Genomic DNA, 24,146 nt, shown 5'->3' on the forward strand with positions numbered 1-24,146 from the left:
TTGTTCAGAACGAACAACCTTACTTTCAGGAGGATATATTTATACGTAGACTTATTGATACGTTTTTATATTTTACGTTGTGCATACGTTCCTATGTGCTTACTTCTCGAATCGGAACCAGCCAAAGTCAAACTGACTGCCAGGCAAGAAGATAAAGGTTACTTTTTGCTCCCCGTATACCGGCTCTAATTCAAACGTTCGTTCCTCGTACCCTTCAGACTGAGTGAACTCGACTAGTTGATTGTTCTGTCCGTCCCCCTCTGTGAAACGAATATGAATCGTATTTTTATCAATCGGTGAGGCTCCATATATCACCAGCTTTGATGCGCCTACACTTGTGAAGTCCATCTGCTCAAACTCCAGTGATACGTTGTTCCCTATGCCTTCCACACGGTTATCTTCAATCGTAAATGTATCTCCATATAGATGGTCGCAAGCCGCAGCTGCATTGGTTTCAAAAGCCCTGCTTTGCTGTTCAAACGAAAAACCTTTGATATGAATCTTCTGTTTCACTACAAAACAGATCGATGTAATGCCCTTCAGGCGTTTGGATAGACGGTACGTCTCCTCCTGATACACATTCCATATCGATTCCTTGTCGTACACGACATCGGCAATCATCGCACTGCCCTCTTCATCTGGCATACCTTCCCAGATCTGAATGAAGTATGTTTCACTCGACAGAGCAAAAAGGGGAATCGTCATCGTATCCGAACCATACGGACCAAAATCAATATTACGGAAGCCCACATGGGTCTCGCTATCCCTGCTGGTAGCTACACCTCGTTCATTGCCATTGCCCACTTCACCCTTGGTGTAGTCGTACAGACCACCTGAGATGAATTCATATGGATTTTTATAGGCTGTACCCAAACCATCCGCTTTGAACTCCATTTGGGAGATGAGTTTGGTTTTGTCCGTACCATTCTTGCTAGTTGCACGCAGACGGAACGCCCCGTCGCCCATAGCTGATACCTTCACCCCGTGCCTCTTCTTGTCTACGTCTATACTCTGCGTACCTGGCTCGTCACCCGTTCCGGCAGATATGACTTCCACCTTGGCTATATTGGACACGATCCCAGCATCATTGACTGCCGACCATTCCAACTCGCGATACGAAGTATTCTCCGGATACAGTTTGGCTGTAACAACCAGTTCCGGGTTAGAGGCATTAAGGAGCTGGCCTGATTCACTGATCATTTCGATTTTACGCAAAGGAATTTCCTGAGCGTGGCCCGTCAGCACTGGACTTTCTTCATTTTTCATGAAGACAGGTTGTATGAAGTTCCGCCCAGGAGCAAAATCGGAAAGCACATGGCACGTTCTTCCTCTTCCTCTTTCTTCCCGATTCGCACCCGTTGTTATGGATTCCAGCTTCTCATCCACTGTTTTCGATATAAACGTCACTGTTGCTCCTTCCAATCCTTCGGATGAGACCTCGATCTGGATCGTTCCAGCCTCATTCGTTGATCCAATGATCGCCATCAGCTTACCGCTGAATAATCTTCTACTAAGCCCTTTATACGGGTCATAGTCCGTGCTATCTCCGTTATCCAATCCCAGCAAACGTCCAGCACCGGACACCTTCACCTGCACACGGTTATTAGCATTGTGCACCGGATGACCTGCTTCATCCTGCACCGTAATTTCTACAAAAACGAGGTCTTTCCCGCTCGCCTGCAACTCCTGCCGATCCGCCTGGAGAAGAACTTTCTTCGCATCGGCAAAGGAATACTGTACATCTGTAGCGATCACCACACCACGCTCATCGTAAGCAATGGCTTTCAGCTCCCCCTCTTCAAACGGCACTTTCCACCAGCCGGACAGCTGGGTTCCATGCGCATGGTTGATATCGTACGTGCCGATCGTTTTGCCATTGAGCTGCAGCTCAATTCGAGGTGCATTACTGCACACCCGAACATCAATGATCTGACCTGGGCTGAAATCCCAGTATGGGAATAGATGCACCATTGGGCTTTTTTTATAATCCGTCCATGCGGCCTGATAGATGTAATAGGGATCTTTCGGGAACGTAGCCGTATCTAGTTGCCCAAAATACGAATTTTTTGTATGATACGGTGTCGGTTCACCGATATAGTCGAATCCAGTCCAGAGGAACTGCCCCAGAGAGTACGGATGATCACGTTCAGCCAAAATGCAATACTCCGGCGATTTCGCTCCCCAGCTGGTCGTGCTATTTCCAAGTGCCGAGCACTGCTCGTCATCATCGTCCAGAACCGGTTGTTCATACGGGAAGTGATAGATGCCCCGGCTTTGTACGACCGAAGAGGTCTCGCTGCCATAGATAATCCAGTCTGGATGCTCGGCATGGTGCTGGTCATAATATTTTTCCGCGTAGTTGTATCCGGCCAGTTTCACGATATCTGCGCATTTCTGAGCATTTTCCCACGGCATGTAGTTCGAACCAATCGTTACGCGTGCATTACGTTTGGGATCAAATTCCTGCACATACACCATCAGCATACGTGTCACTTCCTGCCCTCGCTCATCCGCATGGGTATCATAGATTTCGTTCCCGATACTCCACATGATCAAACTGACGTGATTCCGATCCCGTCTCACCCAACTGCGTACATCTCTATACGACCACTCCGGGAAAAAACGTGCATAGTCATACGGTGTCTTCGCCCGTTCCCACATATCAAAGGCTTCCGACACCACCAGCATACCCATCTCATCGGCAAGCTCCATGAACTCTTTTGCCGGCATGTTATGCGCGGTTCGAATCGCGTTGACTCCCATCTTTTTCAGTAAAACAAACCTTCTTCTCAGCGCCGTCACGTTAAACGCAGATCCTAATGCGCCGAGATCATGGTGTTCGCAGACACCGTTCAACTTCATTTTGACCCCGTTTAGATAAAAGCCTTCACTGGCTTCCAGCCTAACCTGTTTGAACCCGATTCGTTGTGGAACAGACTCGATCACCTGCTCATGTGGATCATCTGAGATAAGCCGCAACTCCGTGACGAGATCATATAAATGAGGTAGATCTGGACTCCACAGGTTGGGATTGAGCACCCTAAGTTGCTGGCTGTTCAAGTATCTATTCTCATATACATGTACTTCTGCATTTGTATGTGTATGTGTAGTTAACTCATCGCGTTCATCTGCATCTACCTTTGCCATAATCTCCGCTTGAGAAGATGCGATAACCTCGCCATTGTACCAAAGCGTGTGAACCAACTGCGCACGTTGATTTTGCTCCAGAGACAACTCCGTATCTACTTCGACCTGCCATCCATCCGGCTGCTGCTGCATCGAAACATAGATTCCATCGGTAACGATGTGATTACGGCTCCTTGTTCTCAGCCATACATTACGATAGATACCCGCCCCGGAATACCATCTGCTATTCGGACTCTGATGCACAACTTTGACCAAAATTTCATTATCGCCATCAACCAAAGCATCCGTAATTTCATGCTCAAACGCAGAGTATCCATATTTCCATTCCCCAACGAGTTGCCCATTCACGTACAGGGACGAATCCATATACACCCCGTCAAAATACAAAAGCACCTGTTGCTCATCCTTCGTATATTCAAACATCTTGCGATACCATCCAATACTATTCTCATACAAATCCAATGTATCGTAGATCAGCCAATCGTGGGGAAGCTCAACCGCCTCAAAGGAAAGGTCAGTAAGATCGGTCAGGCCAATAGTATTCAGAAGATTAGTAGTACGAGTAAAATTAGCAGTACTAGCAAGATTAGCAGTACTAGCAAGATTAGCAGTGCCAGCAAGATTAGCAGTGCCAGCAAGATTAGCAGTGCCAGCAAGATCAGAAGTATCCGTAAGGGCAGTAAGATTCGTAGAATCAGGGGGATGAGGAGTATCCGTAGAGTTAGTAGGATTAAGAGTATCACTAAAATCAGTACAATCCGTATGAGTACGTTCCGTACGATCATTCAGCACCGTAACGCTCAGATCACTTTTTGCGAATTGCCATCCATCATTAAAAAGTCTCTTCTCATTCATACCGTTTCTCACTCTCTTCTGGTTGATTAGTTATTACGTCTCAGTCGATTTCGTTCATTTTACGAAAACCTTTTCGAAATGATGTAGAAAGTATATCATATAATAGAAATAATGCACTGTTTATACTAATTCACTCGCGTATCCCTACGTAAATTCATGTAATCATTCAGACATTCAAGTTAACGTTTTCATGAATAGCATCAATTACCTTCCACATTAACCTAAGGTCACTCTCCACAACGAAGCCAACACCAAAAAAGGCGACCCAACAATCGGGTCACCACTTACGAATACTCGTATAATACCAGAAGAATGTTCTCTTCAGATCACCCTAACTATTAAGCTTCCCCTATTCTACCTGCACACTTTTCTAACGATCACCAGAGACGCTATTTGGGCAAAAACACACCGTTTTATGTTCTAACGATCTCAGGAAACCCTATTTTGAGTAAACGATGCGAAAATAGGTGTTAATCATGTGTTTTTGGCGAAATAAGCTTCCTGGTGATCGTTAGAATTCCAGAGAACCCCATTTCGCTCAAATAAGCTCATCTGAGATCGTTAGCGTGTTCAAGGTATCGGAGGAACGCCTTATACCTACTTTTAATCCAATACCTTATACGGCAAAGCTTACACCTACACCCTACACCCTACACCCAAACATGAACCTAAACACTCAACCTCATCCTTGAACCTAGACACTTAAGCCCACACATCAACCTTAACTCCTAAGCCAAAACTTCAAACCTAGCGTTCAAACCTAGCCTTCAATCTAACCTACAAATCTAACTTTCAAATCTAAATGCTCCACACATACCTATCCCTTATAAAAAGGGTTCCACCCGTGGCCTTTGCCCGATGGCATCGCGCCTGGCACCCCGTCCGCCTCAAGCAGCGGACGCACAACTAACTTCACAGGCCACGCCTCGCTCTCGAAGATGGCGCGCTCCAGCGTGGCTCGATCCGCCTCGGGAAGCTGCACTTGGTGCAGTGCTTCCCGCCAGGCCTGCTCCGTGATCTCCCAGAACTTCGTTTCCGGGATGTCGTACACTTCGCTCATCGCCTCCATGATCGCAGCCAGATTCACCTGCGTCCCAAGAGACTGCACATAAAAGATCAACTTCTCGATCGTTTCATTGTACAAACTATTCGAATACCCTGGGCGAATATGATAACCCGGATCGGCAATTCCATGTTTGTCCAGATACGGCTGATGTAAACGCACAGAGTCATGATCCCGGAATAAGAGTCCCTTCACCTGCTGATGCTCTAACACCAAGCAGCAGTTCTGACCATGAATTTCCGGTACAACGCCCACTTTGAACAGACGCATGACGATATCATAAAATGTAGCTGCAATTTGACTGTAGAACTCCAGAACATCTTCTGTACTCAGATCCCTGCCCACAATCTCGGTCAACAGATGATGCCCGTCGAGATTTACACCAAGTGCAGCCATCGGAACAATCTTGTAGGCATCATCCAGCAGCTCGGCGGGATAGACACGGATCTGCGCCGCCAGATGCCGCGGGTGATCATCGAACAGTCCCATCGACTCTGGCATAAATCCCCACCAGTTCTGCTCCTCACACATATATACCTTGTCCTTCAACGTCTCGTCACAAGCCACCGCTTGCCTTAACATATTCTCTCCCACAAGTCCATTCAACAGCTTAACAACCGGAAGATAACGCGCGGCACCGAGTGAAAGCACACTAACAGGCAGCTTGAGCATGAGCGCAGATTCAGCGGATTGAGCCATCGACCGCAAGGAAGAGGTGGCGAATACGTCCCCAATCTGTACATCCAGCACCACAATGCTACCCTCTACAATTTCTTTCGTGAACCGTGGCAAAATAATATGTTCCAGCTGCCACGGATGCACCGGCATAGGTAAGTACTCATTCATCGACAAGCCTCTGCGATGGAACTCGGCCTGCACTTCCTCACGCTGCACATCGTACAGCATATCCAGAATAGACAAACCATTTTCACATCCCTGCTGTACGGCATCTTGCTTGATCGCCACCCAGCGTAGGCGAATCGTCTTCCCGAACTCGGCTGCGTATTCCGCAACATCTTCAGCACTGAATCCAATCTTTGCTTTGGAGGAAGGATGGAACGGGCGATCCCGGAGTGCAGCAATGCGCTCACTTTTCACAAACCATTCATACGCAGACTTCGGCTCATAAGCAGACAACGGCTGAACCTGATCCCAACCAAGTTCATACTGCTGGACAGCCAGTTCCAGACTTGCCAGAAAATCTGCCACACCAGGCTGCGCATAAGCATCCTCCGATAATGCCCTCTGCAACACCGCACGCCCAACGGACGCCGGAGTATCCAGCATCGTGCAGCTCCCGTCCGAATTCTGTTGATAGATCGGTGATCCCTGAACCCACTGAATAGCCTGCCTCACCCCGTTTTCGACAAGACACAATACCCCTTCGGTATGCAAACCCAAACGGAAATCTAGCTTAGCCGTGAGCGCATCCCCAGTCGAGATAACCTTATTGAAGTATTTTTCACTGAAGTAATTTTCACTGGAGTTATCCTCGGTAGAGTTACTCTCTCTGGCATTATCCTGCGTAGAGTTATACTCGTTGGAGTTATACTCACTCTTGTTCCGCTCATCGACAATGTGACCGTGTGTATGTTTCTTCGCGCTCCCCTTTTCCCATTGAGCCTCATACCCTTGATATAACTGCCGAAGCTGTGCAGGTGCAGTAGCAAAGTCAACAAACGAATGCCCTTGCAGCGGTAGCAGCTGCTCTGCCAGCAGGCTATTCATCAGATCGGATAATATCTTTTGTTCAGCGGTTTGCCGACTGGAACGTTGCATTAGCGTTGACATGTTCATCGCCCTCCGTCAAATAGTGGAATGCCGGGTGCGGATGCCCCAGGAAATCATGATGCGAGATCGTCCATGCGTACGCTCCGGATTTTTCAAACACAAGCACATCGCCTACTCTTAACCGCTCAATCTCTGCATCGGAATGCATGCGATCCTTCGGTGTACATAATTCTCCTACGATATGAACTCGTTCTTCTCGAACCTCTGGTCTTGCAAATCCATGTTTCCATCGATCCGTATATACAATCTGAAAAGGATGATTATGTCCCCATGACGCAGGTAATCGATGATGATGTGTACCTCCCCGCAAAATGGCAAACATCTGTCCGTGCGAACGTTTGATATCCGTCACCTCGGCTAGATAATAACCGTGATCTGCCACTAACAAGCGACCTGATTCAAAAAATAACTCTGCACCGCGCGAAGCAAGACGCTTTCCGGCTTCACTTTGCTGCAAAAGCGAAGTAAACAAAAGCCAGTCGAAGCCCGGACTTCCGTCATACGTCACACCAAAGCCCCCGCCTGCATTCACCACTTCCACCTGCAGATGATGTTGATCTTGCCAGTGCTCTACCTTTTGCAAATACAACTCGATCATCTCGGCATGCAGTCTGGCATCCATATTGTTGGACAGGGAATGGAAATGAAATCCGCATAACCGAACCGCCCCCGTGCCTTCCACACGAATCAGCTCAATCGCTTCCTCCACGGCCTCTTCATCGATCCCAAAAGGACTCGGCCCTCCACCCATTACAATTTTGGTTTGTGGCAGTGTGTTACTGCGTAGGTTGATGCGGAGCAACACACGAATTTCAGGCACCTTGTGCCCCGGTTCCTCTCTACCTCGCCCTTCTTCTTTTCCTTGCCCTTGCCTATGTTCTTTTCCATCCTCTATTCCTTGCAATCGCTCTTTGGCAATCGCAATGATACGGCGCAATTCCAGCAGACTCTCCACATGGATATAACTCACGTTATGCTCTATTGCCAGCTTCAACTCGCTTTCCTTCTTGCCCGGGCCGCCGAACAGGATCGGAACTTCCCTGCTCACCGCCCGAACCTTCAGCAACTCGCCAATGGACGCCACCTCAAAACCTTTTACCAAAGGAAGCAACGCTTCAATAATATGTGGATCGGGGTTGGCTTTAATTGCATAGAACAACTGCGTATGTGCTGGCATCGTTTGCAGCATTGCGCGGACTTGCTCCTGAATCCCTGCCAGATCGTAGATGTATGCACATATCGGCTCATGCGTTTCACGTTGAATCCCGTCCAACACTTGTTGAACACTCGCTTTCATATCTGTTCACCTGCATTTCTGTAGTCATTCCGCTTTTGGGCGTAGGCTCGAAATGCCGTATTGCGGTCATCTCCAAGCACATAGATGTGTACATCACGCTCACGCCAGACGGCCATGTCTTCCATTCCTCTTGTGACCGTCGCATAAGGTATGCCAGACTGCTGCGCGGTCTCATGCAATACGTTTAAGGCCTCCCTCACATCCGGGTGATCCGTCTGCCAAGGCACACCCAGCGATTGCGACAAGTCCGCCGCACCTTCGAGCACAAAGCTCACCTGTGGATGAGATAAAATCTCCGGGCTTTGCCTTACCCCCTTCATGCTTTCGATCATCGGCACGATCATCACCTGCGCATTGGCCTCTGCAATGTATTCAGTCAGCGGGAATTTACCGAATACACCGGGTCGTCCACTGTTCAGACTGCGCATGCCCAACGGATGATAATAGGCATGATGCACAGCTTCCTTCACTTGCGCCAACGTCTCCACATGAGGAATGACGATCCCCTGCGCTCCGCAGTCCAGCACCTTCAGAATCTCTGTCCGTTCGACCTTCGATATCCGTACGAGTGGTGTGAGGCCAACCCCTTCGGCTGCTCTTATCAACTCTTCTACGGACTCCATGGATGTTGCTGTATGCTCCAGATCAATGATGACAAAGTCATAATCTGCATGACCAATCATCTCAATGATGATCGGATGCGGAATGGAAACAAATAGGCCAAATACCTGCTGTTTGCGAGCAATTTTTTCCTTGAGTGTGTTCATCCTCATCGGTTTGCGGCCTTTTGTTCTAGCTCTTCCCTCTGCTCGTGTTCACCCTTCTGTTCAAGCGCATCCTTTGCCAGTTTGAGCGGATTATTTGCCTTGCGGAAATACAATTCCCCATCCCCATATAGCCGCCGCTTCGTCATCTCTTCGATCAAGGCATCCTCTGCCAGCAGGTCAAACATATCAAACCGCTCCTTATACTCGGGATGCTGCCGCTGATAATCCAGAATTACACCAGCGCACAGCTGCCAGAACGTTTCTTCGGACAGGCCAAACCGCTCCAGTGACAAGGCAACATCGGTCATGCAGATAAAAAAGAACGCATCGTACGTATAGTCGCGCACCTCCGACACATCGCTGGCATAGATGAACGAATACCGATTGAATTTGCGGTGGGTTTCCGGTTCAGGATGCAGCTTCGGCGCTCGCTCCGGGTGCAGCAACTCTTCCGGCACGTAACGGACACCATCATGCAAATCTTTGATGATGATACGTTTGGGCAGATCATTTTCCAGCACCAAAATGATATTCTGGGCATGTGACTCAAGTGCAATCCCGTGCGCATACAAGAGATGAATAATTGGCAACGTGAGTGTACGCACCAGTGCCTCTCCCCATAGCTGAACACCATGCCGCTCGATGGCCTCTTGTATAAAAGGAACTCCGTTTCGCTGCACCAACATAAGTGCGTTCAGCGGCCATGCCGTTTCACCTGCCTTCAGGTGCACGGATACATTTTCCCGCCAGATTGCACCCAGGGTGCCATAAGCACGGCCGTACTGCGTCACAGGTAATTGTTCGTAACGGAACGAGAGACCCATGATTTCTTTCAAAATAGAAAACTGCTCCTGCTGCAACAGCTCATCATCGCGTACCAGTTGATCCAGCCAGTCACTGATCAGAGGTGCATTTTGCGTCGTATGCTGGGCAAGAATGCGTGTGCTTGACGTGTTCGTTATGCTCAGAGCCAGCTTGATGTATGGTGCCACTGCGTTATTTCGATTCGAGAGGGAACGAATCGACTGCTGCGCACGATAAGAGGAAACCGAAGAACCAAGATAAATGACGTCTCCATCCATGATCTGCTTCGCATATATGGACTCCACTGCGTGCTCCCACTGCCATGGATGAATCGGGATGAATATGTAGGAATCGCTATCCAACGAAGCCGATTTGCCCCAAATAATCTGGTGGAAGTGCTGCAAATCTTCCTCCGTCAGATGCTGTTCCAGCAGTGCTGCCGGATCATAACCGCCGGATACAGCCATTTGAACCATTTCTTTTCGCACCGCAACCCAGATAAGCAGAACGTCTGCATTAAACTCGGGGCCATAAGCGAGATTGTCTTGCAGCGAAAACCCAAGTCTGGACTTGTAACTCGGATGGTATAAATGTCCGTCCGTCATGTGACTTTCAAGCGCATCGTAGTGCCGATCTTGTACCGGAATGTGAAGAGGCAACCTGGCCCGGCACTGACTGTCTTTTGCCATCGTTTCTTGCAGCTCCTGAACAAACGCCGTCAGTTTCGCACCCTTCAAGCGGTTCAGCACCATCTCCTCCAGAAAGAGATCCAGATCCGTACAGGCACTGCCTTCACGCTTAATCGACCCGATCTTCACCTTCACGCGGCCAAATGAAAACTTGCGCTCTGCTTCACACGTATACACCACCGACTCCCCTGACGCAGTAATGCCGCTGGTAGACCACTGACTACCGTTTTCCTCACGATCCAGAATGCCCTCAAACCACATTGCTTCCAGTGCCTGCCGTATGATTCGCTCCTGAACTTCCACGTATACGGGGACTTCGCCGTCATTAGAGACTTTGTTTACCTTCTTCTCGTCTGCCTCAGTTGCGATTTCTTCGAATCTCACGTGCTTCACTCCCTAAACGTTTCATGACGTTACCTACCGGCACATAAGCCGGCGTCTGACTAATGCCCGTGAGACAACTCACCAGATTTTGTTTGGCTAGAAAAGCATCTGCAGTCAGCAAATGCTCCACATAAGCGTTACCTGTTCGTGCCCATTCTTCTTCGAGCACCTCTCGCACCTGCGCCCAGAAGTACTCCTCCGGCACGCTCACATCCCGGGCCAGTACATGAATTAACGAGCCCAGATGATTCACGATAAAATAATACGAGGTTCGCGCCCACGCCTTCTCACGCGAATACAATAACAACTCCGACAATCCACCGACCAGTTGCTCGTCTACACTGACTCCTTCCAGATCACGTACGATAAAAGCAACCGGCATGCCCTGCTCCAGGGTCACCAATGTGTTCTGCAAATGGGCTTCAAAATGAATGCCTTTCTCTCCAGCCGCTCGCACAAGCGGCAACAACGAGCAGGTTAGATAGCGTGACAGCCATTGCTCGACCTTGTCACGATCCACCATATTATTTTTGGCAACGGCAACAGGATGTGCTGCCTTCCACTGACCATTCGCTGCACCCATGCTATATTCATGATTACCGTATTCCAGTCCGCCAGGGGCATGTCGGGTAACCTTTGCTGGTTCCGGTTCTCCACTTTCCGTATGCACAGGTTTGCCTGTTGCATCTTCGGCATCATCCCATCTACCACCAAGCATTGTCACCAGCCGCGAAGGTGCCCCAGGCCATGGCGACTCTACCAGACTGGACAATACATAAGTATTCGCAGGGTCGAACTCGATTGGACGATAGGCGATCGTAAATAGGCTTGTCAGCTCTTCATTCTCGAATCTACATGTCGCTACACCTGTCTCATACGCGATATGAGTCTTTGGCTCCGCATCAAAACATCCCTGCTCCCACACATACGTGGATGCATCCATTGTCCGCCTCATCTGCTCGTCACTGTTGGTGCGGATCATGTTGGTAATCTGCATATTCAGCGACAGCTTGATATTACATTTCCAGGTCGGCACATACACCGTGCGTACCGAAGAGGTCGGGTAGGCGAGCGGCCCTGCGCTGCCTAGTAGGATTAACTTCTCTTCACGGACATAGGACTTCACCTCGTCCAGACGTGAGATGTGTGCATACTGCCATGGATGGACAGGCAACAGTCCATACACGCCCATCTTATCTTTGGACACAGGCCAGTCCTGGCTTGCCAGAAGCTGATTCAGATTGATTTTGACCGAATGCTGTACCCATTCCTCTGCATACACATCCTGTCTTACGGCGATATAACAGAGCTGAAACGAGGTTCGCAGTTCGGGGCTGTATTGCTGCACATCCTGTGCGGTGAAACCTCTGGAGTTCTTTGGAAAAGGGTGAAACGGATGACCGTACAGCAAGGACTGTTCGGAGGTAAGATAGTCATGTATCCCGAGACCAGATGCATGCTCCATGTACAATGTGAGGTTAGCGACGCTGTTCTCCACTTTTTGAGTAAAATCACGAACACGTTCGGCTCCCCGATCTTGATCTCCGCCAATTTCAGACGAAATCCATTGCACCAGATCCCGGCAATACACGGTTTGCCCGTTACAGTTCATACTGAGATATTCATGCTCGCCCATAGCGGAGTAATAAGAGAGTAGACCCATCACACATACACCGCTGGTTGGAAAAGTGATCGTATACGTCAGCGTATCCGGGTTAAGCTGAATCTGTTCTGCTCTTTCCGGCCCAAGCTCACGGATATAACAGTTCAGCAGCAGCTTGCAGGAATGTTCATCGGCCTGTTGCTCCGCCTTGGACCGGAGTTTGTTTTCCATTTTGAACAATGAAGCCAACCTTCTTTCGAGTTATAAGTAAGACCAGAGGTAACGTAAGCAGTATAGCGCAGCCAAGACCTACGCAGATTTCTTTAATGGCTTCCCATTTCGCCATTTCAACCGCGCTGCCATGCCCGACCAGCCATTGCCAGCGCATATCGTAATACAGCGTCATGCCCATCACCGCAAACGATGAAGCCAGTCGTTCAATTGTTGTGGACAGCACCGATCCTTCATGCAAATCCTCAGCGGGTAACGCCTGCAGTCCTATAGCAGAAATGCTCATACCAGACAGACCCACACCAACTCCCCGGCATGCCATCAGCACCCCGATGATCCATACAGACGCCCCCATAGGCAGAAATGCAAATGACAGAATGGATACGGACACCAGCAATGTGCCCCAGGCGATAAACTGAAGCGACCGCCCCCGATCTAACAGATTACCTCCAATCCACATGAACAGACTGGTAGAGATAGAGAGCGGAATGAACAGGGCGCCGGAAAGCGCTGGAGATAATTGAAAGACTTCCTGAAACAGCAGTGGCAATGCAAAAATCACGCCAAACATAACACAATCCTGAATCGTGGAGATCAGAACGGTAAGGGAAAAAACACCTTTTCTCCGCAGCAATGTGTAACGGATGAGCGGCTCATCACGTGAATTTTCAAACTGGATAAAACGAACAAGTAACACCACGCCAAGGGCAATCAGTGTCCAGGGTATCCACGGAGCTACTGCGGGACTGGCATACAACTGTACGCCCAGACTCAGGGCACCAACTGCACCAACAAGCCGTATTACACTGGATGGATGCCACGTTTTCCTGCGAGCCGGGATATAGGCTTGAATCACTCGTCCACAACCAATTAGCGAAAAAATAGCCAAAGGCACGTTCAGCCAGAAAAGCATCTCCAGCCGTCCATACTGAATGATAAACCCGCCAAGGGTCGGCCCAGCCGCAGGAGCAAGCATCAGCAGCAGCCCCCACGCACCTGTAATGCGCCCTCGAACCTCCGGGCCGTAAACATCAAACAGCAACACAAGAGATAAAGGAATCATCAAACCGGCTGCCACACCATGCATGAACCTTACGAGCAGCAGCACTTCAATGAAAGAATGGAGCAAAGCCCCGAGCACAGAAAATACCCCGTAGATGCAAATGCCCAGCATGTACGTTCGCTTGCGTCCCAACCGGTCTACGATCAGGGAAGCCAGCGGCATCGTTAATGTCATGGCGAGCATATACAGGGCAATGATCCAGCCGCCCGCTGTAGTGGATATGTCATAATATTCGATGAAATATGGAAGCAGCAGGTTAAATGCACTGTTGGTAAGCACAAGTGTGAAAGCCCCCAGTAGAATGGCCAGTAAAACCGCATGCCGCCGAAGTAGCGATACACTCAGCATACCGCTTCCGTTAATGCAATAGCTTCCGATACCGACTGTTCAAAGATCGCCAGTACCTCGCCCGCTTCCTTCTCTGTAATATTCAGCGGTGGCAGGAAACGCACAACCGCAGAATGGCGTCCGCCAACTTCTACAATAAGTCCGTTACGGAAACATTGCTGCTGAATGACGGAAGCCAGTTCACCATGCTGCAGATAATGTCCCAGACGATCCTTGTTACCTTGCGGGTTGACCACTTCAACACCGATCATCAGTCCCCGGCCACGAACGTCACCAATTTCGGTAAAACGCCCTTTCATTGCATGAAGCCGTGCCATGAATTGCTCACTGCGCAGATTCACATTATGCATCACATGATGCTCCTTGATATAACGGAGCGTAGCGAGACCCGCAGCCATGGCTAGCTGATTGCCACGAAATGTGCCTGTATGGGCACCCGGCTTCCACTGATCCAGCTCTTCCTTATAGATCACAACAGACATGGGAAGACTGCCGCCTACAGCTTTGGAGCAAATGATGACATCCGGCACAATGCCTGCGTGTTCAAACGAAAACATACGCCCTGTCCGACCAATCCCCGTCTGCACTTCATCAATAATCAGAGGAATGTTACGTTCTGCCGTGATTCGGCGTAATTCCTTCAACCACTCAATATCCGCTGGAATCGCACCACCCTCGCCCTGTACCGTTTCCACGATTACACCGCATGGCGCTGCTATTCCGCTCTCACAATCATCCAGCAAATTTTCAATGTACTGTGCACTTAAGCGGGCGGTCATGCCTTCACCAACCCCAAATGGACAGCGGTATTCATACGGAAACGGCAGAAAATGTACATCCGGCAGCAGGCTTTGCAGCTGTTCCTTTTTACTCAGATTTCCGCTCATGGACATCGTTGCTTGGGTTGAACCGTGGTACCCACCCTGGAAAGCCAAAATGGATTTGCCGCCTGTTGCATGTTTTACCAGCTTGATCGCTGCTTCGACCGCATCTGCTCCGGTTGGGCCACAGAACTGAATTTTGGATGTATCCCGCATCTCTTCGGGCAATAAGGAGAACAGCTCCTGCATAAACGAAAGCTTCAACGGTGTAGCCAAATCCAGTGTATGTAAAGGAATCTGCTGATCCAGCACGTCGCGAATGGCGCTAATGACCGTCTCATGGTTATGCCCAAGTGCCAATGTTCCCGCACCCGCGAGACAATCGTAATATTCACGGCCTTCCGTATCCGTAATCTTGATGCCCTGAGCTTTGCTGATGACGAGCGGGAAATGCCGGGGGTACGCTCGTGCATTGGACTCTTTTTCGTTTTGCAGCTTCAGGTATTCCGTCTGTACCTCTACTGACATAACTCTCTAACGCCCCTTATTATCGATTCAGGCAAAAATGCCTGTGCATTCGTTATTGACTCAGTGACAACTTGTTTGGTTGAAACTTGCTCAGTAAGCACGCAGTAAGTGCTTTACCCTCCCCTTATGAAAAAACGCCAACTCCATTCCATATCGAAACAAGTTCCCTATAACGCGCTAGTCGTTAACTCTGAAATAGATATTCCAGATATTGACGCACAACATCCCTGCTCGTCCCGCCATGCGGATAAACGTGGTGAGTCAGATCCGGCAACGCGTTAACTTCCAGAATACCTCCCTGTGCAGCTGTAATAGGCACTCGAATGTCCTTACAACGAACATCTATACCTGCAACGTCAATCTGGAGCGATTGGGCTGCCTGTATCATCATGCGGGCATTGTCAGGGTGAATGTCATCCGTACAATCCCGGTAAAATTCACTAATCTTCCCGGCTGCCGAATTACGGAGGTCATACAGTTCAATTTCTTGACCTACGGGAGGTATGTCATTCCAACCAACACCTTGCGTACGCAACGTATCCAGCAAACGTGTGTTTTCACCATGTTCGAGATCAATCGCAGGAAAAGCTTCGTACACACCAATCTCTGTGTCTTCCATCCGGCTGTTATTCAAACTCTCAATAAGTTCATGTACAGACGAACTTCCATCGCCAGTCACATATACAGGACGGTATTGGTTAACTGCAGCTACCTGATCGTTGATAATCAGCACTCGGTAGTCAGTTCCAATGACATATTGTTGCAGCAGTATGCTACTGCCATATTGGGCTGCGAGGTCTATGGCTGCTTCCAGTTCAGCACAGGAACGTACATCTAGCGTGACCCCCTGGCTACTGCTCGCATCCAATGGTTTTACTACGATGGAATCGTGCTGCTTGAGAAAATGCTCTGCCTCTTCTCCCATAGCAGCCACGACAATATGCGAAGGAACTGGCATCCCCTGCTCATGCAGGATCAGATTACATGCCTGTTTATTTTTGGCAAGGAGTCCAGCGATCAGTGGCAGCCGGTGGGTTCTCGTTTTGTTAATGATGATCTGCTTGTGCTGTAGGGACAATCTCAAAAAATCCTCACAGCCCTCCACCAGCAACTCGCAATGAATGCCCATCTCGTTAGCTTTGTTCAGAATCAAACGGTTCTGTAAGTTATCAAAACCTTTTGGAAATATGGAACTTTTGGAACGGAGCAAATTCATATCCGACCTTCCTATCGGTTGATTTTATTGATAATGATTATCAGTATCATATAAAATCTATTTTATGGTAACTGTAGATAGGTTGTCAATATAAAACTTTTAAGGGAAAAATAGTTTTATTTTCTGAAAGGGGTGCTTTGGAAGTGTACATAACGGTCGCTAAAAGGCATAACAAACCCGGCAAGCCAAGAATTCGCAAATCCTCTGCTTGCCTGTTTTGTTATCCCCGTAAAGATGGAATGATCTTACTTAGAGGGATTGTGGGGATTGATGACTATGAAACGGCCATTCATCATTCATCATTCATCAAGCATTCATTAAGCCAGTTGTGTATAACGTTGCTGTTCTCCGTTCAACTTCCTGCCTCTTCCGTGCGGAATACAGGTCGGCGTGCCGAATAACGGATCTACTGCAATATCACACTCCATCTGAAAAACGCTACGCACGAGGTCACGAGTGATAATATCCTCCGGTTTACCCTCTGCATAGATCGACTTGTTGTGCACCGCCACAATATGGTGTGCATAACGGCACGCCAGATTCAGGTCGTGAAGCACCATCACGATTGTGCGCCCTTCCCGTTCATTTAATTCAAACAGCAGATCCAGAATATCGATCTGATGTGTCATATCCAGATACGTAGTAGGCTCGTCCAACAGCAATGTTTCCGTGCCTTGTGCTAAGGTCATGGCGATCCATGCGCGCTGACGCTGACCACCAGATAGCGCATCAACAGGACGATCCGCCAGTGCCGTCAGATGTGTGGATGCAAGAGCCAGCTCAACCATACGCTCATCCTCACGCGACCACTGTTTGAGCCATGTCTGGTGAGGATATCGTCCTTGGCGAACCAGCTGATTCACGGTCAAACCTTCCGGTGCCGTTGGGCCTTGGGGCAAAATGGACATACGTCTTGAAATTTCTTTAGTGGGTAGCTTCGCAATCTCTTCACCATCCAGTAATACGGTGCCCGAGCTGGACTTTAGCAGTCTTGCCATCGTACGCAGCAGCGTCGATTTACCGCAGCCATTACTGCCGATCAGGACTGTAATCTCTCCCTTGGGGATCGTCAAATTCAGGTTTTCTATAATCGGATCTGCTCCATAGGAGATGGTAAGCTCCTTGGCTTCCAGAATACTCACAGCGCTCTCCTCCTCAATAGTGGTTTCGATTCTTAAATAGTAGATACAGGAAAAACGGTGCACCAATACCTGCGGTGAACACACCGGCTGGCACATCCAGCGGCAGGAACGCCGTTCGGGCAATGAGATCAGCTACACAGACCAGTAACGCACCAACGAATCCGGATACCAGCAGCATGCTGCCGAACATCCGACCTACCAGCTTTCGCGCGATATGCGGAGCAATCAGACCTACAAAACCAATCGTGCCAGCGACTGAAACAGCGATCCCGGCGAGAAATACACTGCATAAAAGCAGGGCAGATCGATGCCACTGCACCCTAACGCCAAGCCCTGTGGCAAGATCATCTCCGAACTCCTGCGCATTTAGACCACGGGCAAACCACATGGCGAGGGGCACAACAATGACAATGACGGGGAGTATGGTTCGGATATCCGTCCATGTTGCCCCGTAGATGCTGCCTGTTAACCAGATATAGGCCTGGCTCGCCGTATAGAACGGGCTTAGAATCAACATAAAGGTTGTACCAGCACCCGTTATAGCCGATACACCGATTCCAATCAGCACAAGCCGGATTGGACTGACTCCTTTTTTCCAAGCAAGGATATAAATGATGAGTGCCGTTACCATCGCACCGATGACAGCGAAAAGTGGCAGCAGTTTGATACTAACCGTTCCGCCCAACAACGTCACAAATCCTACGGCGGCTACCGCAGCACCACCCGTTATGCCGATGACATCGGGTGAAGCTAGTGGATTACGAATAATACCCTGTAACAGTGCACCCGACATCCCAAGTGCTGCCCCAACAAGCAGAGATAACAATACACGTGGAAGCCTAAGTGTCAGCACGACGAAATCATGCTCTCCTGCGTTCAGTCCAAAGATGGTACGAATGACATCCAGTGGAGAAATAAAGTCACTGCCCATACTTGTTCCAACCACCCCTGCCGTCAAAAACAGGAATAGGCATACGGCGATAACCATCATGGACTTACGCTCGACTTGCATAGAGACAGTGTCCTTTTTATTCCGATAGGTCAGCATCTTCTTCATATCTTCGTCACCCCCTTGCGGGCAATATAGATGAAGAATGGACCGCCGATCAGGGCCGTCATGACACCGAGCGGAAGTTCCTGCGGCATAATCACCAGCCTTGCTACGACATCGGCCGACACCAGCAGAATCGCCCCACCCACGAAGCAATAAGGGATGAGCCAGCGATAGTCATTGCCTACAAAAGCACGCATGATATGCGGTACAACGAGTCCGACCAAACCGATAGAACCAGCGACAGCGACAGAACCCCCCGCCAGTAACACCGTAACGATTCCCATCATTCCTTTGACCAGGAGTACATTCTGTCCCATACCTTTGGCAATGTCATCCCCTGTTAATAACAGGTTGATGGCTCTCCCCATGAATAGCGATACCAGTGCAGCTGCCGCCATATAAGGCAAAACCGCATACAACATCTCCAGCGTTCGTCCACTTACCGAACCGGCAAGCCAGAACAACACATCCTGCAGCCCTGTTCCATCCAGGACAAGAATCGCTTGAGTAAAGGAGGCAAACAAGGCCGAAATGGCGGTACCTGCTAGTACGATTTTGATTGGAGTCAGACCATCACGTCCAAGTGAACCCAAACCATATACAATCGCCGCAGATATCGCCGCTCCCGCAAATCCAAACCACATCATCGTAGTCAAGGAAGATACGGATAGTACAACAACAGCAATAACAATAAAGAAAATCGCTCCCGCATTAATCCCGAACACACTTGGGGATGCCAGCGGATTACGTGTCAGTGCCTGCATCAGTCCACCTGCAACAGCCAGACTTGCACCTACAACAGCCGCAATAATCGTGCGTGGCAATCGTTCTGTCAGTAACACCACATGTCCTACCGACGTTTCATCATAGGAATGGTACGCATCCCACAACATATGGAACGTAATAGGTGTGCGCCCCAGAATCATGCTGGCGGTGGCTGCGAGTAACATAAGAATGAACAACCCAACCAACCCGGATATTTTCGCACTTGCCTTGGTAAAAAGGGGAAACATACGCTCACTCTTTCATCTGTAAATTGAAACAGGATCTGCCTGCCCATACACTTCGCTCACGAAAGTTCTGGTGCATGGCAGATCCTGCTCCTATTATTTAGTCAGGTTGAACTGCTTGTATAGTCCGTCCAGCATCATGTTAGCCGATGTGTATCCGCCTGCCATGTTCCAGGCCACTTCATCCACCTGAACCAACTGGTTGTTTTTCACAGCGTCAAGGTTCTTCCAGAGTGGACTGCTTGTCCAATCTTTGTAGTTCTTCTCAATTGCAGCTGTATCCGTACCCGAATTAAAGTTAAAGATCATGTCTGCATTCATATCCGGAATCGCCTCTTTGGATGTCAGTTCAACACCCCATTTATCTGCATCATGCCCTGCAGGTCTTGTAAAACCAAGTTCCTTCAGAATTTTACCTGCATATCCCATGTAGAAAATACGAACCTGATCCGCTCTAAAGTTCGTGATGGTTGCTTCAATCGGCAGACGGTTACCCATCTTCTGTTTGAAATCCGCCACACGAGTCTCCCAATCAGCGAGCAGTTTACTCGCTTCCTCTGTTTTGTTCATGGCTTCCCCTGCAAGCTTCAACGTTTCTTTCCAATCGAACAGGGTTTCGGTCACAACCGTTGGTGCGATCTGGGACAACTGATCATAGATTTCTTCGTGTCTGATTTTGGTTGCAATAATGAGGTCAGGCTTCAGCTTGTTGATCTCTTCCAAATTGGGCTGCGGTTCTTGACCCACTTGTGGTACACCATCCAAGTCTTTACGCAGATATTCATATACGGGCTGCTGAACCCATGATTCAACGACACCCGCCGGTTTCACGCCAAGTGCAACAACCACATCATTCGCACCTTGGAACAGTGTCACGATTCTTTGCGGAGTTCCCTTAATTTTCGTTTCACCCATGGCATGTTTAATTACCCGAGTCTCGTCTGCTGCTTTGGCAGTGGTGTCCCCCTCCGTGCTACCTTCAGTACTCTTGCTGCTTGTTGCTGAGCTTGCTGTATTTGCTGTATTCGTCGTATCCGCACTTCCCCCTGAAGCACATCCAGCCAGCAACGAAATCATAAGAATGAGCGCTGCATAAATATATAACTTTTTGTTAAATCCAAACATGGAACTTTCTCCCCTTTTCTCGCTAAATGATATTGAATCTCATTATCATTTGTATTGTAATGGAGTTGGGTAATTTAGACAAGCATTTATTTGGGAAAAGTTTTCACAATCATAATTTATCTTGATTCTTCCCAAAAAGGCCGCTGTAAAGCGAATTTCAGGTGAATACATATAATATGAATCGATATTATTAAACGTTTGTGTAACCACTTAGGTTAATTGGCCCCTACTCCATCCGGGAAAAATATTACTTTAACTCTCCTTCTATTTCATGATGTGATAATATACATGTATATTAATATTTATTCATTTAAAACTTGTATTTATGAATAAACGACCATACTCTGTACTTTTTGAAATTAGAGTTGATCCATTTAACCCTATTTTTATTTCTAAATTATTCCTGTAATTGGAACCCCTCTTATGTTAGATTATCCCTTGGATTAAAATCACATATATAAAGACAGGGGACGGGTATTATGAAAAAACATTGGATTCTTTCGATCCTGATGAGTATGGTGTTAATCGGCGGCGTAGTTCTTCCAACAGGACATTATACTGCAGCAGCAGACAATTCCACGGTGATCTCGGATGAGGCAAACACGGAAGAGACAATCAATCAGGAAGAACAGGAACTTACGGCAGATGATCAAGATTTTCTGGATTATTTGGATGCCTTGGAAGCAGCAGGTGTTTATGAAAAGAAAGCTATGGACGCCATAGGCGGAAATACATACATCACCTCCTCCAATCGCAAATCTTTCTTTCTGACGTTAAACAACACAGCTATTCCTAATTACACGAAATATGTTTCCATGCTGAAGCAGATCAAACCGGAGAATACCAAGTTGAAAAAAGTCCATGATAAATTGATTAAAGGTAGCTACGCACAGCTGGAAGGTTATCAATTGTTCAAAAAGGCTGTGTCCAAAACAACAATAAACCGCACGTTTCTCAAGCAGGGTAATGACAAGATTGCTGCGGGTAAAAAGAGCATCGAGCAGTACATCAAAGAAGTCACGACATACGGTGAACAACTGGGCTTCCAGATGTAGTGTGATCAGCCCCATAAAAAATTGATAATTAAGGAAAAAAAGTGTTCTCTTTTGTAAAAATAATTCGTATAATAGCCGTATAATCAAAAGGCTATGCTGCCGAAAGGTACAACCTCGTGAACTTGGGAGGTTGTGCCTTTTTTTGTGTTTTTTGCGGCATTTCTCTGGCCTTATCTTGCATTTATTTATGTGCCAAGGAGTGATTTTCATGATTTTAGAAGCGATTTATCATCGTCCCAAACTGAACTGGTCTTATGCGTATAATCGCACAACCATGCATCTCCGTCTGCGATCCAAACGTGGGGATTTGGATGCCGTCATTGCTATTACAGGAGATAAATATGCTTGGGATCGGACGATCACGCATATTCCTATGCGTATTTTCGCCCGGGATGAGATGTTTGACTACTGGGAGGCCGAGACATCTCCGCCCTATCGCAGACTACGTTATGCCTTCCATCTTATCCAAGGGGAAGATTCTGTGTGGATGACAGAGCGAGGATTTGAGCAGGCACTGCCGGAGCATCCGCTGGAAATGTTTGATTTTCCATTCATGAATCCGGTCGATATTTTTGAACCACCCGCATGGGTTAAGGATGCTGTTTTTTATCAGATTTTTCCCGAACGTTTTGCGAATGGTGACCCTTCTCTGACGCCAGCAAATGCTGAACCTTGGGGTGGCACGCCTACACCAACCAACTTCTTTGGCGGAGACCTGCAAGGCGTGATGGATCATCTGGATCATCTTAGTGAACTGGGAATTACAGCGATCTATTTCTGTCCACTCTTTGAAGCCACAACCAACCATAAATACAATACTGCCGATTACTTGAGGGTTGATCCTCAGTTTGGTACAAATGAACAATTAAGAACACTTGTGGATGCGTGTCATGCTCGTGGTATACGAGTCGTCCTGGATGCCGTGTTCAATCATTCGGGAAGAGAATTTCCTCCTTTTGTCGATGTGATGAAACATGGTGCGGCCTCCCCTTATGCAGACTGGTTCTACATCAAGGATTGGCCACCGCGTGTAGAGGATGGCATTCCGACCTACGAAACCTTCGCCTTTGAGCCGCTTATGCCCAAGCTGAACACGGAACACCCGGACGTCAAAACCTATCTACTGAAAGCTGCACGCTACTGGATCGAAGAGATGGATATTGACGGCTGGCGGCTGGATGTGGCCAACGAGGTAGATCATCAATTCTGGCGTGAGTTCCGGCAGACGGTCAAAGCGATCAAACCCGATGCTTATCTGCTCGGTGAGATCTGGCATGATTCATTGATATGGCTACAAGGAGACCAGTTCGATGCCGTCATGAATTACCCTTTTACCAACTCCGTACTCGATTACACTGTGCATGGCAAGCTGGATGGACTCGGATTTGCCAACGAGATTGGCAAACTGCTCGCGTCGTACTCACAACCAGTTACTGAAGCAGCATTTAACCTGCTCGGTAGCCATGATACCCCACGTTTACTGACGTTATGTGATGGAGATATACGTAAAATGAAATTGGCCGTAACGTTGCTTTTCTCTTATCCGGGTGCACCTTGCATCTATTATGGGGATGAGGTTGGGCTGGACGGTGGATATGATCCGGGTTGCCGTAAATGTATGGAATGGGATGTGAAGAAGCAGAACCGCGAGTTGCTTGAATTTTTCATTCATACGATTGAGTTACGCAAGAAACATCCAGCTATGCGCAGTGCGGGGTTAAAGATTGTTTATGCCACAGCAGGCGACTCGTGCCTTGCGATGGAACGTGTGGATTCGGAGACGGGAGACCGTGTGCTGCTGGTGCTCAATGCCAGTGATGAGCCTCGTAAACTGGAACTTGGGTGGGGAGATCATAACGTCTGGCGTGACTTGTTCACCTCTGCCCCGGTTGAAGCAAGACAGAACAAGTTGACTCTGGATCTTGCACCATATGGCTTCTCATTGTTGCAGCTTGAGGCGAAGCAGCCAGCGGAAGCTTGATCTTGGTCATAAGGCTTTTCTGGTGTCTTCTACTAATCTTGCTGTGCACTTAACTAGCAACAAGCATGACTCATCTCATGCTTCCCGCTTCCCTTTTCTATACTGGATAATGAAAGCTGGATCTCAAAGGGCCGGAATATGAAGGGTTAGATTCCGAGGGCTGAACGTGAAA

15 protein-coding genes are annotated in these 24,146 nt (G+C 48.3%); 2 read left to right on the plus strand and 13 right to left on the minus strand.

The annotated features are described in order from the left end of the window. Positions 1-99 precede the first annotated feature (99 nt). The 13 genes from ACR8BL_RS11640 to ACR8BL_RS11700 form a co-directional block, all read right to left on the minus strand. Positions 100-4,002, minus strand: coding sequence for a glycoside hydrolase family 2 TIM barrel-domain containing protein (locus ACR8BL_RS11640; RefSeq protein WP_434752755.1), 3,903 nt, complete (start codon positions 4,000-4,002; stop codon positions 100-102). 817 nt (positions 4,003-4,819) lie between these two features. Then, positions 4,820-6,856 carry an IucA/IucC family protein gene (locus ACR8BL_RS11645; RefSeq protein WP_434752756.1) on the minus strand — a complete coding sequence of 679 codons (2,037 nt, stop codon included), beginning with the start codon at positions 6,854-6,856 and terminating at the stop codon, positions 4,820-4,822. Then, complete coding sequence (locus tag ACR8BL_RS11650) at positions 6,816-8,153, minus strand: type III PLP-dependent enzyme (protein ID WP_434752757.1); 1,338 nt, start codon at positions 8,151-8,153, stop codon at positions 6,816-6,818. Before ACR8BL_RS11650 ends, ACR8BL_RS11645 begins: the two co-directional genes overlap by 41 nt. Next, entirely contained in the window at positions 8,150-8,920 is a 771-nt protein-coding gene (locus ACR8BL_RS11655) for an HpcH/HpaI aldolase family protein (protein ID WP_434752758.1), read from the minus strand. The genes ACR8BL_RS11650 and ACR8BL_RS11655 overlap by 4 nt, the downstream gene beginning before the upstream one ends. 2 nt (positions 8,921-8,922) lie before the next feature. Further along, on the minus strand, positions 8,923-10,797 hold the full coding sequence (locus ACR8BL_RS11660) for an IucA/IucC family protein (RefSeq protein ID WP_434752759.1): 1,875 nt from the start codon (positions 10,795-10,797) through the stop codon (positions 8,923-8,925). Then, positions 10,772-12,631, minus strand: a complete 1,860-nt coding sequence (locus ACR8BL_RS11665; protein WP_434752760.1) for an IucA/IucC family protein — start codon at positions 12,629-12,631, stop codon at positions 10,772-10,774. The genes ACR8BL_RS11660 and ACR8BL_RS11665 overlap by 26 nt, the downstream gene beginning before the upstream one ends. Then, entirely contained in the window at positions 12,588-14,042 is a 1,455-nt protein-coding gene (locus ACR8BL_RS11670; protein WP_434752761.1) for an MFS transporter, read from the minus strand. Before ACR8BL_RS11670 ends, ACR8BL_RS11665 begins: the two co-directional genes overlap by 44 nt. Then, positions 14,036-15,391, minus strand: coding sequence for a diaminobutyrate--2-oxoglutarate transaminase (locus ACR8BL_RS11675; protein ID WP_434752762.1), 1,356 nt, complete (start codon positions 15,389-15,391; stop codon positions 14,036-14,038). Before ACR8BL_RS11675 ends, ACR8BL_RS11670 begins: the two co-directional genes overlap by 7 nt. A gap of 184 nt (positions 15,392-15,575) precedes the next feature. Beyond that, positions 15,576-16,607 carry a hypothetical protein gene (locus ACR8BL_RS11680; protein WP_434752763.1) on the minus strand — a complete coding sequence of 344 codons (1,032 nt, stop codon included), beginning with the start codon at positions 16,605-16,607 and terminating at the stop codon, positions 15,576-15,578. A gap of 317 nt (positions 16,608-16,924) precedes the next feature. Next, positions 16,925-17,749, minus strand: coding sequence for an ABC transporter ATP-binding protein (locus ACR8BL_RS11685; protein WP_434752764.1), 825 nt, complete (start codon positions 17,747-17,749; stop codon positions 16,925-16,927). Positions 17,750-17,762: 13 nt separating this feature from the next. After that, entirely contained in the window at positions 17,763-18,806 is a 1,044-nt protein-coding gene (locus tag ACR8BL_RS11690) for a FecCD family ABC transporter permease (protein WP_434752765.1), read from the minus strand. Then, positions 18,803-19,816, minus strand: coding sequence for a FecCD family ABC transporter permease (locus ACR8BL_RS11695; protein WP_434752766.1), 1,014 nt, complete (start codon positions 19,814-19,816; stop codon positions 18,803-18,805). Before ACR8BL_RS11695 ends, ACR8BL_RS11690 begins: the two co-directional genes overlap by 4 nt. A gap of 93 nt (positions 19,817-19,909) precedes the next feature. Continuing rightward, positions 19,910-20,938: an ABC transporter substrate-binding protein gene (locus ACR8BL_RS11700; RefSeq protein WP_434752767.1), complete on the minus strand. Its 1,029-nt coding sequence runs from the start codon at positions 20,936-20,938 to the stop codon at positions 19,910-19,912. Between the two features lie 479 nt (positions 20,939-21,417). Here ACR8BL_RS11700 and ACR8BL_RS11705 point away from each other — a divergent pair, with 479 nt between their 5' ends. Both ACR8BL_RS11705 and ACR8BL_RS11710 read left to right on the plus strand, forming a co-directional pair. Further along, positions 21,418-21,993, plus strand: coding sequence for a hypothetical protein (locus ACR8BL_RS11705; protein WP_434752768.1), 576 nt, complete (start codon positions 21,418-21,420; stop codon positions 21,991-21,993). Positions 21,994-22,201: 208 nt separating this feature from the next. Continuing rightward, positions 22,202-23,974 (plus strand): alpha-glycosidase, encoded by a 1,773-nt coding sequence (locus tag ACR8BL_RS11710; protein WP_434752769.1) that lies wholly within the window; start codon positions 22,202-22,204, stop codon positions 23,972-23,974. Positions 23,975-24,146 lie beyond the last annotated feature (172 nt).

This window comes from Paenibacillus amylolyticus (assembly GCF_051136285.1).
Lineage (GTDB): Bacteria > Bacillota > Bacilli > Paenibacillales > Paenibacillaceae > Paenibacillus > Paenibacillus amylolyticus_F.

Bases quoted from the DNA above. Each gene is read 5' to 3' on its own strand.
- ACR8BL_RS11640 (WP_434752755.1), bottom strand. From the start codon at position 4,002: ATGAATGAGAAGAGACTTTTTAATGATGGATGGCAATTCGCAAAAAGT.
- ACR8BL_RS11645 (WP_434752756.1), bottom strand. From the start codon at position 6,856: ATGTCAACGCTAATGCAACGTTCCAGTCGGCAAACCGCTGAACAAAAG.
- ACR8BL_RS11650 (WP_434752757.1), bottom strand. From the start codon at position 8,153: ATGAAAGCGAGTGTTCAACAAGTGTTGGACGGGATTCAACGTGAAACG.
- ACR8BL_RS11655 (WP_434752758.1), bottom strand. From the start codon at position 8,920: ATGAACACACTCAAGGAAAAAATTGCTCGCAAACAGCAGGTATTTGGC.
- ACR8BL_RS11665 (WP_434752760.1), bottom strand. From the start codon at position 12,631: ATGGAAAACAAACTCCGGTCCAAGGCGGAGCAACAGGCCGATGAACAT.
- ACR8BL_RS11670 (WP_434752761.1), bottom strand. From the start codon at position 14,042: ATGCTGAGTGTATCGCTACTTCGGCGGCATGCGGTTTTACTGGCCATT.
- ACR8BL_RS11675 (WP_434752762.1), bottom strand. From the start codon at position 15,391: ATGTCAGTAGAGGTACAGACGGAATACCTGAAGCTGCAAAACGAAAAA.
- ACR8BL_RS11680 (WP_434752763.1), bottom strand. From the start codon at position 16,607: ATGAATTTGCTCCGTTCCAAAAGTTCCATATTTCCAAAAGGTTTTGAT.
- ACR8BL_RS11690 (WP_434752765.1), bottom strand. From the start codon at position 18,806: ATGAAGAAGATGCTGACCTATCGGAATAAAAAGGACACTGTCTCTATG.
- ACR8BL_RS11695 (WP_434752766.1), bottom strand. From the start codon at position 19,816: ATGTTTCCCCTTTTTACCAAGGCAAGTGCGAAAATATCCGGGTTGGTT.
- ACR8BL_RS11700 (WP_434752767.1), bottom strand. From the start codon at position 20,938: ATGTTTGGATTTAACAAAAAGTTATATATTTATGCAGCGCTCATTCTT.
- ACR8BL_RS11705 (WP_434752768.1), top strand. From the start codon at position 21,418: ATGAAAAAACATTGGATTCTTTCGATCCTGATGAGTATGGTGTTAATC.
- ACR8BL_RS11710 (WP_434752769.1), top strand. From the start codon at position 22,202: ATGATTTTAGAAGCGATTTATCATCGTCCCAAACTGAACTGGTCTTAT.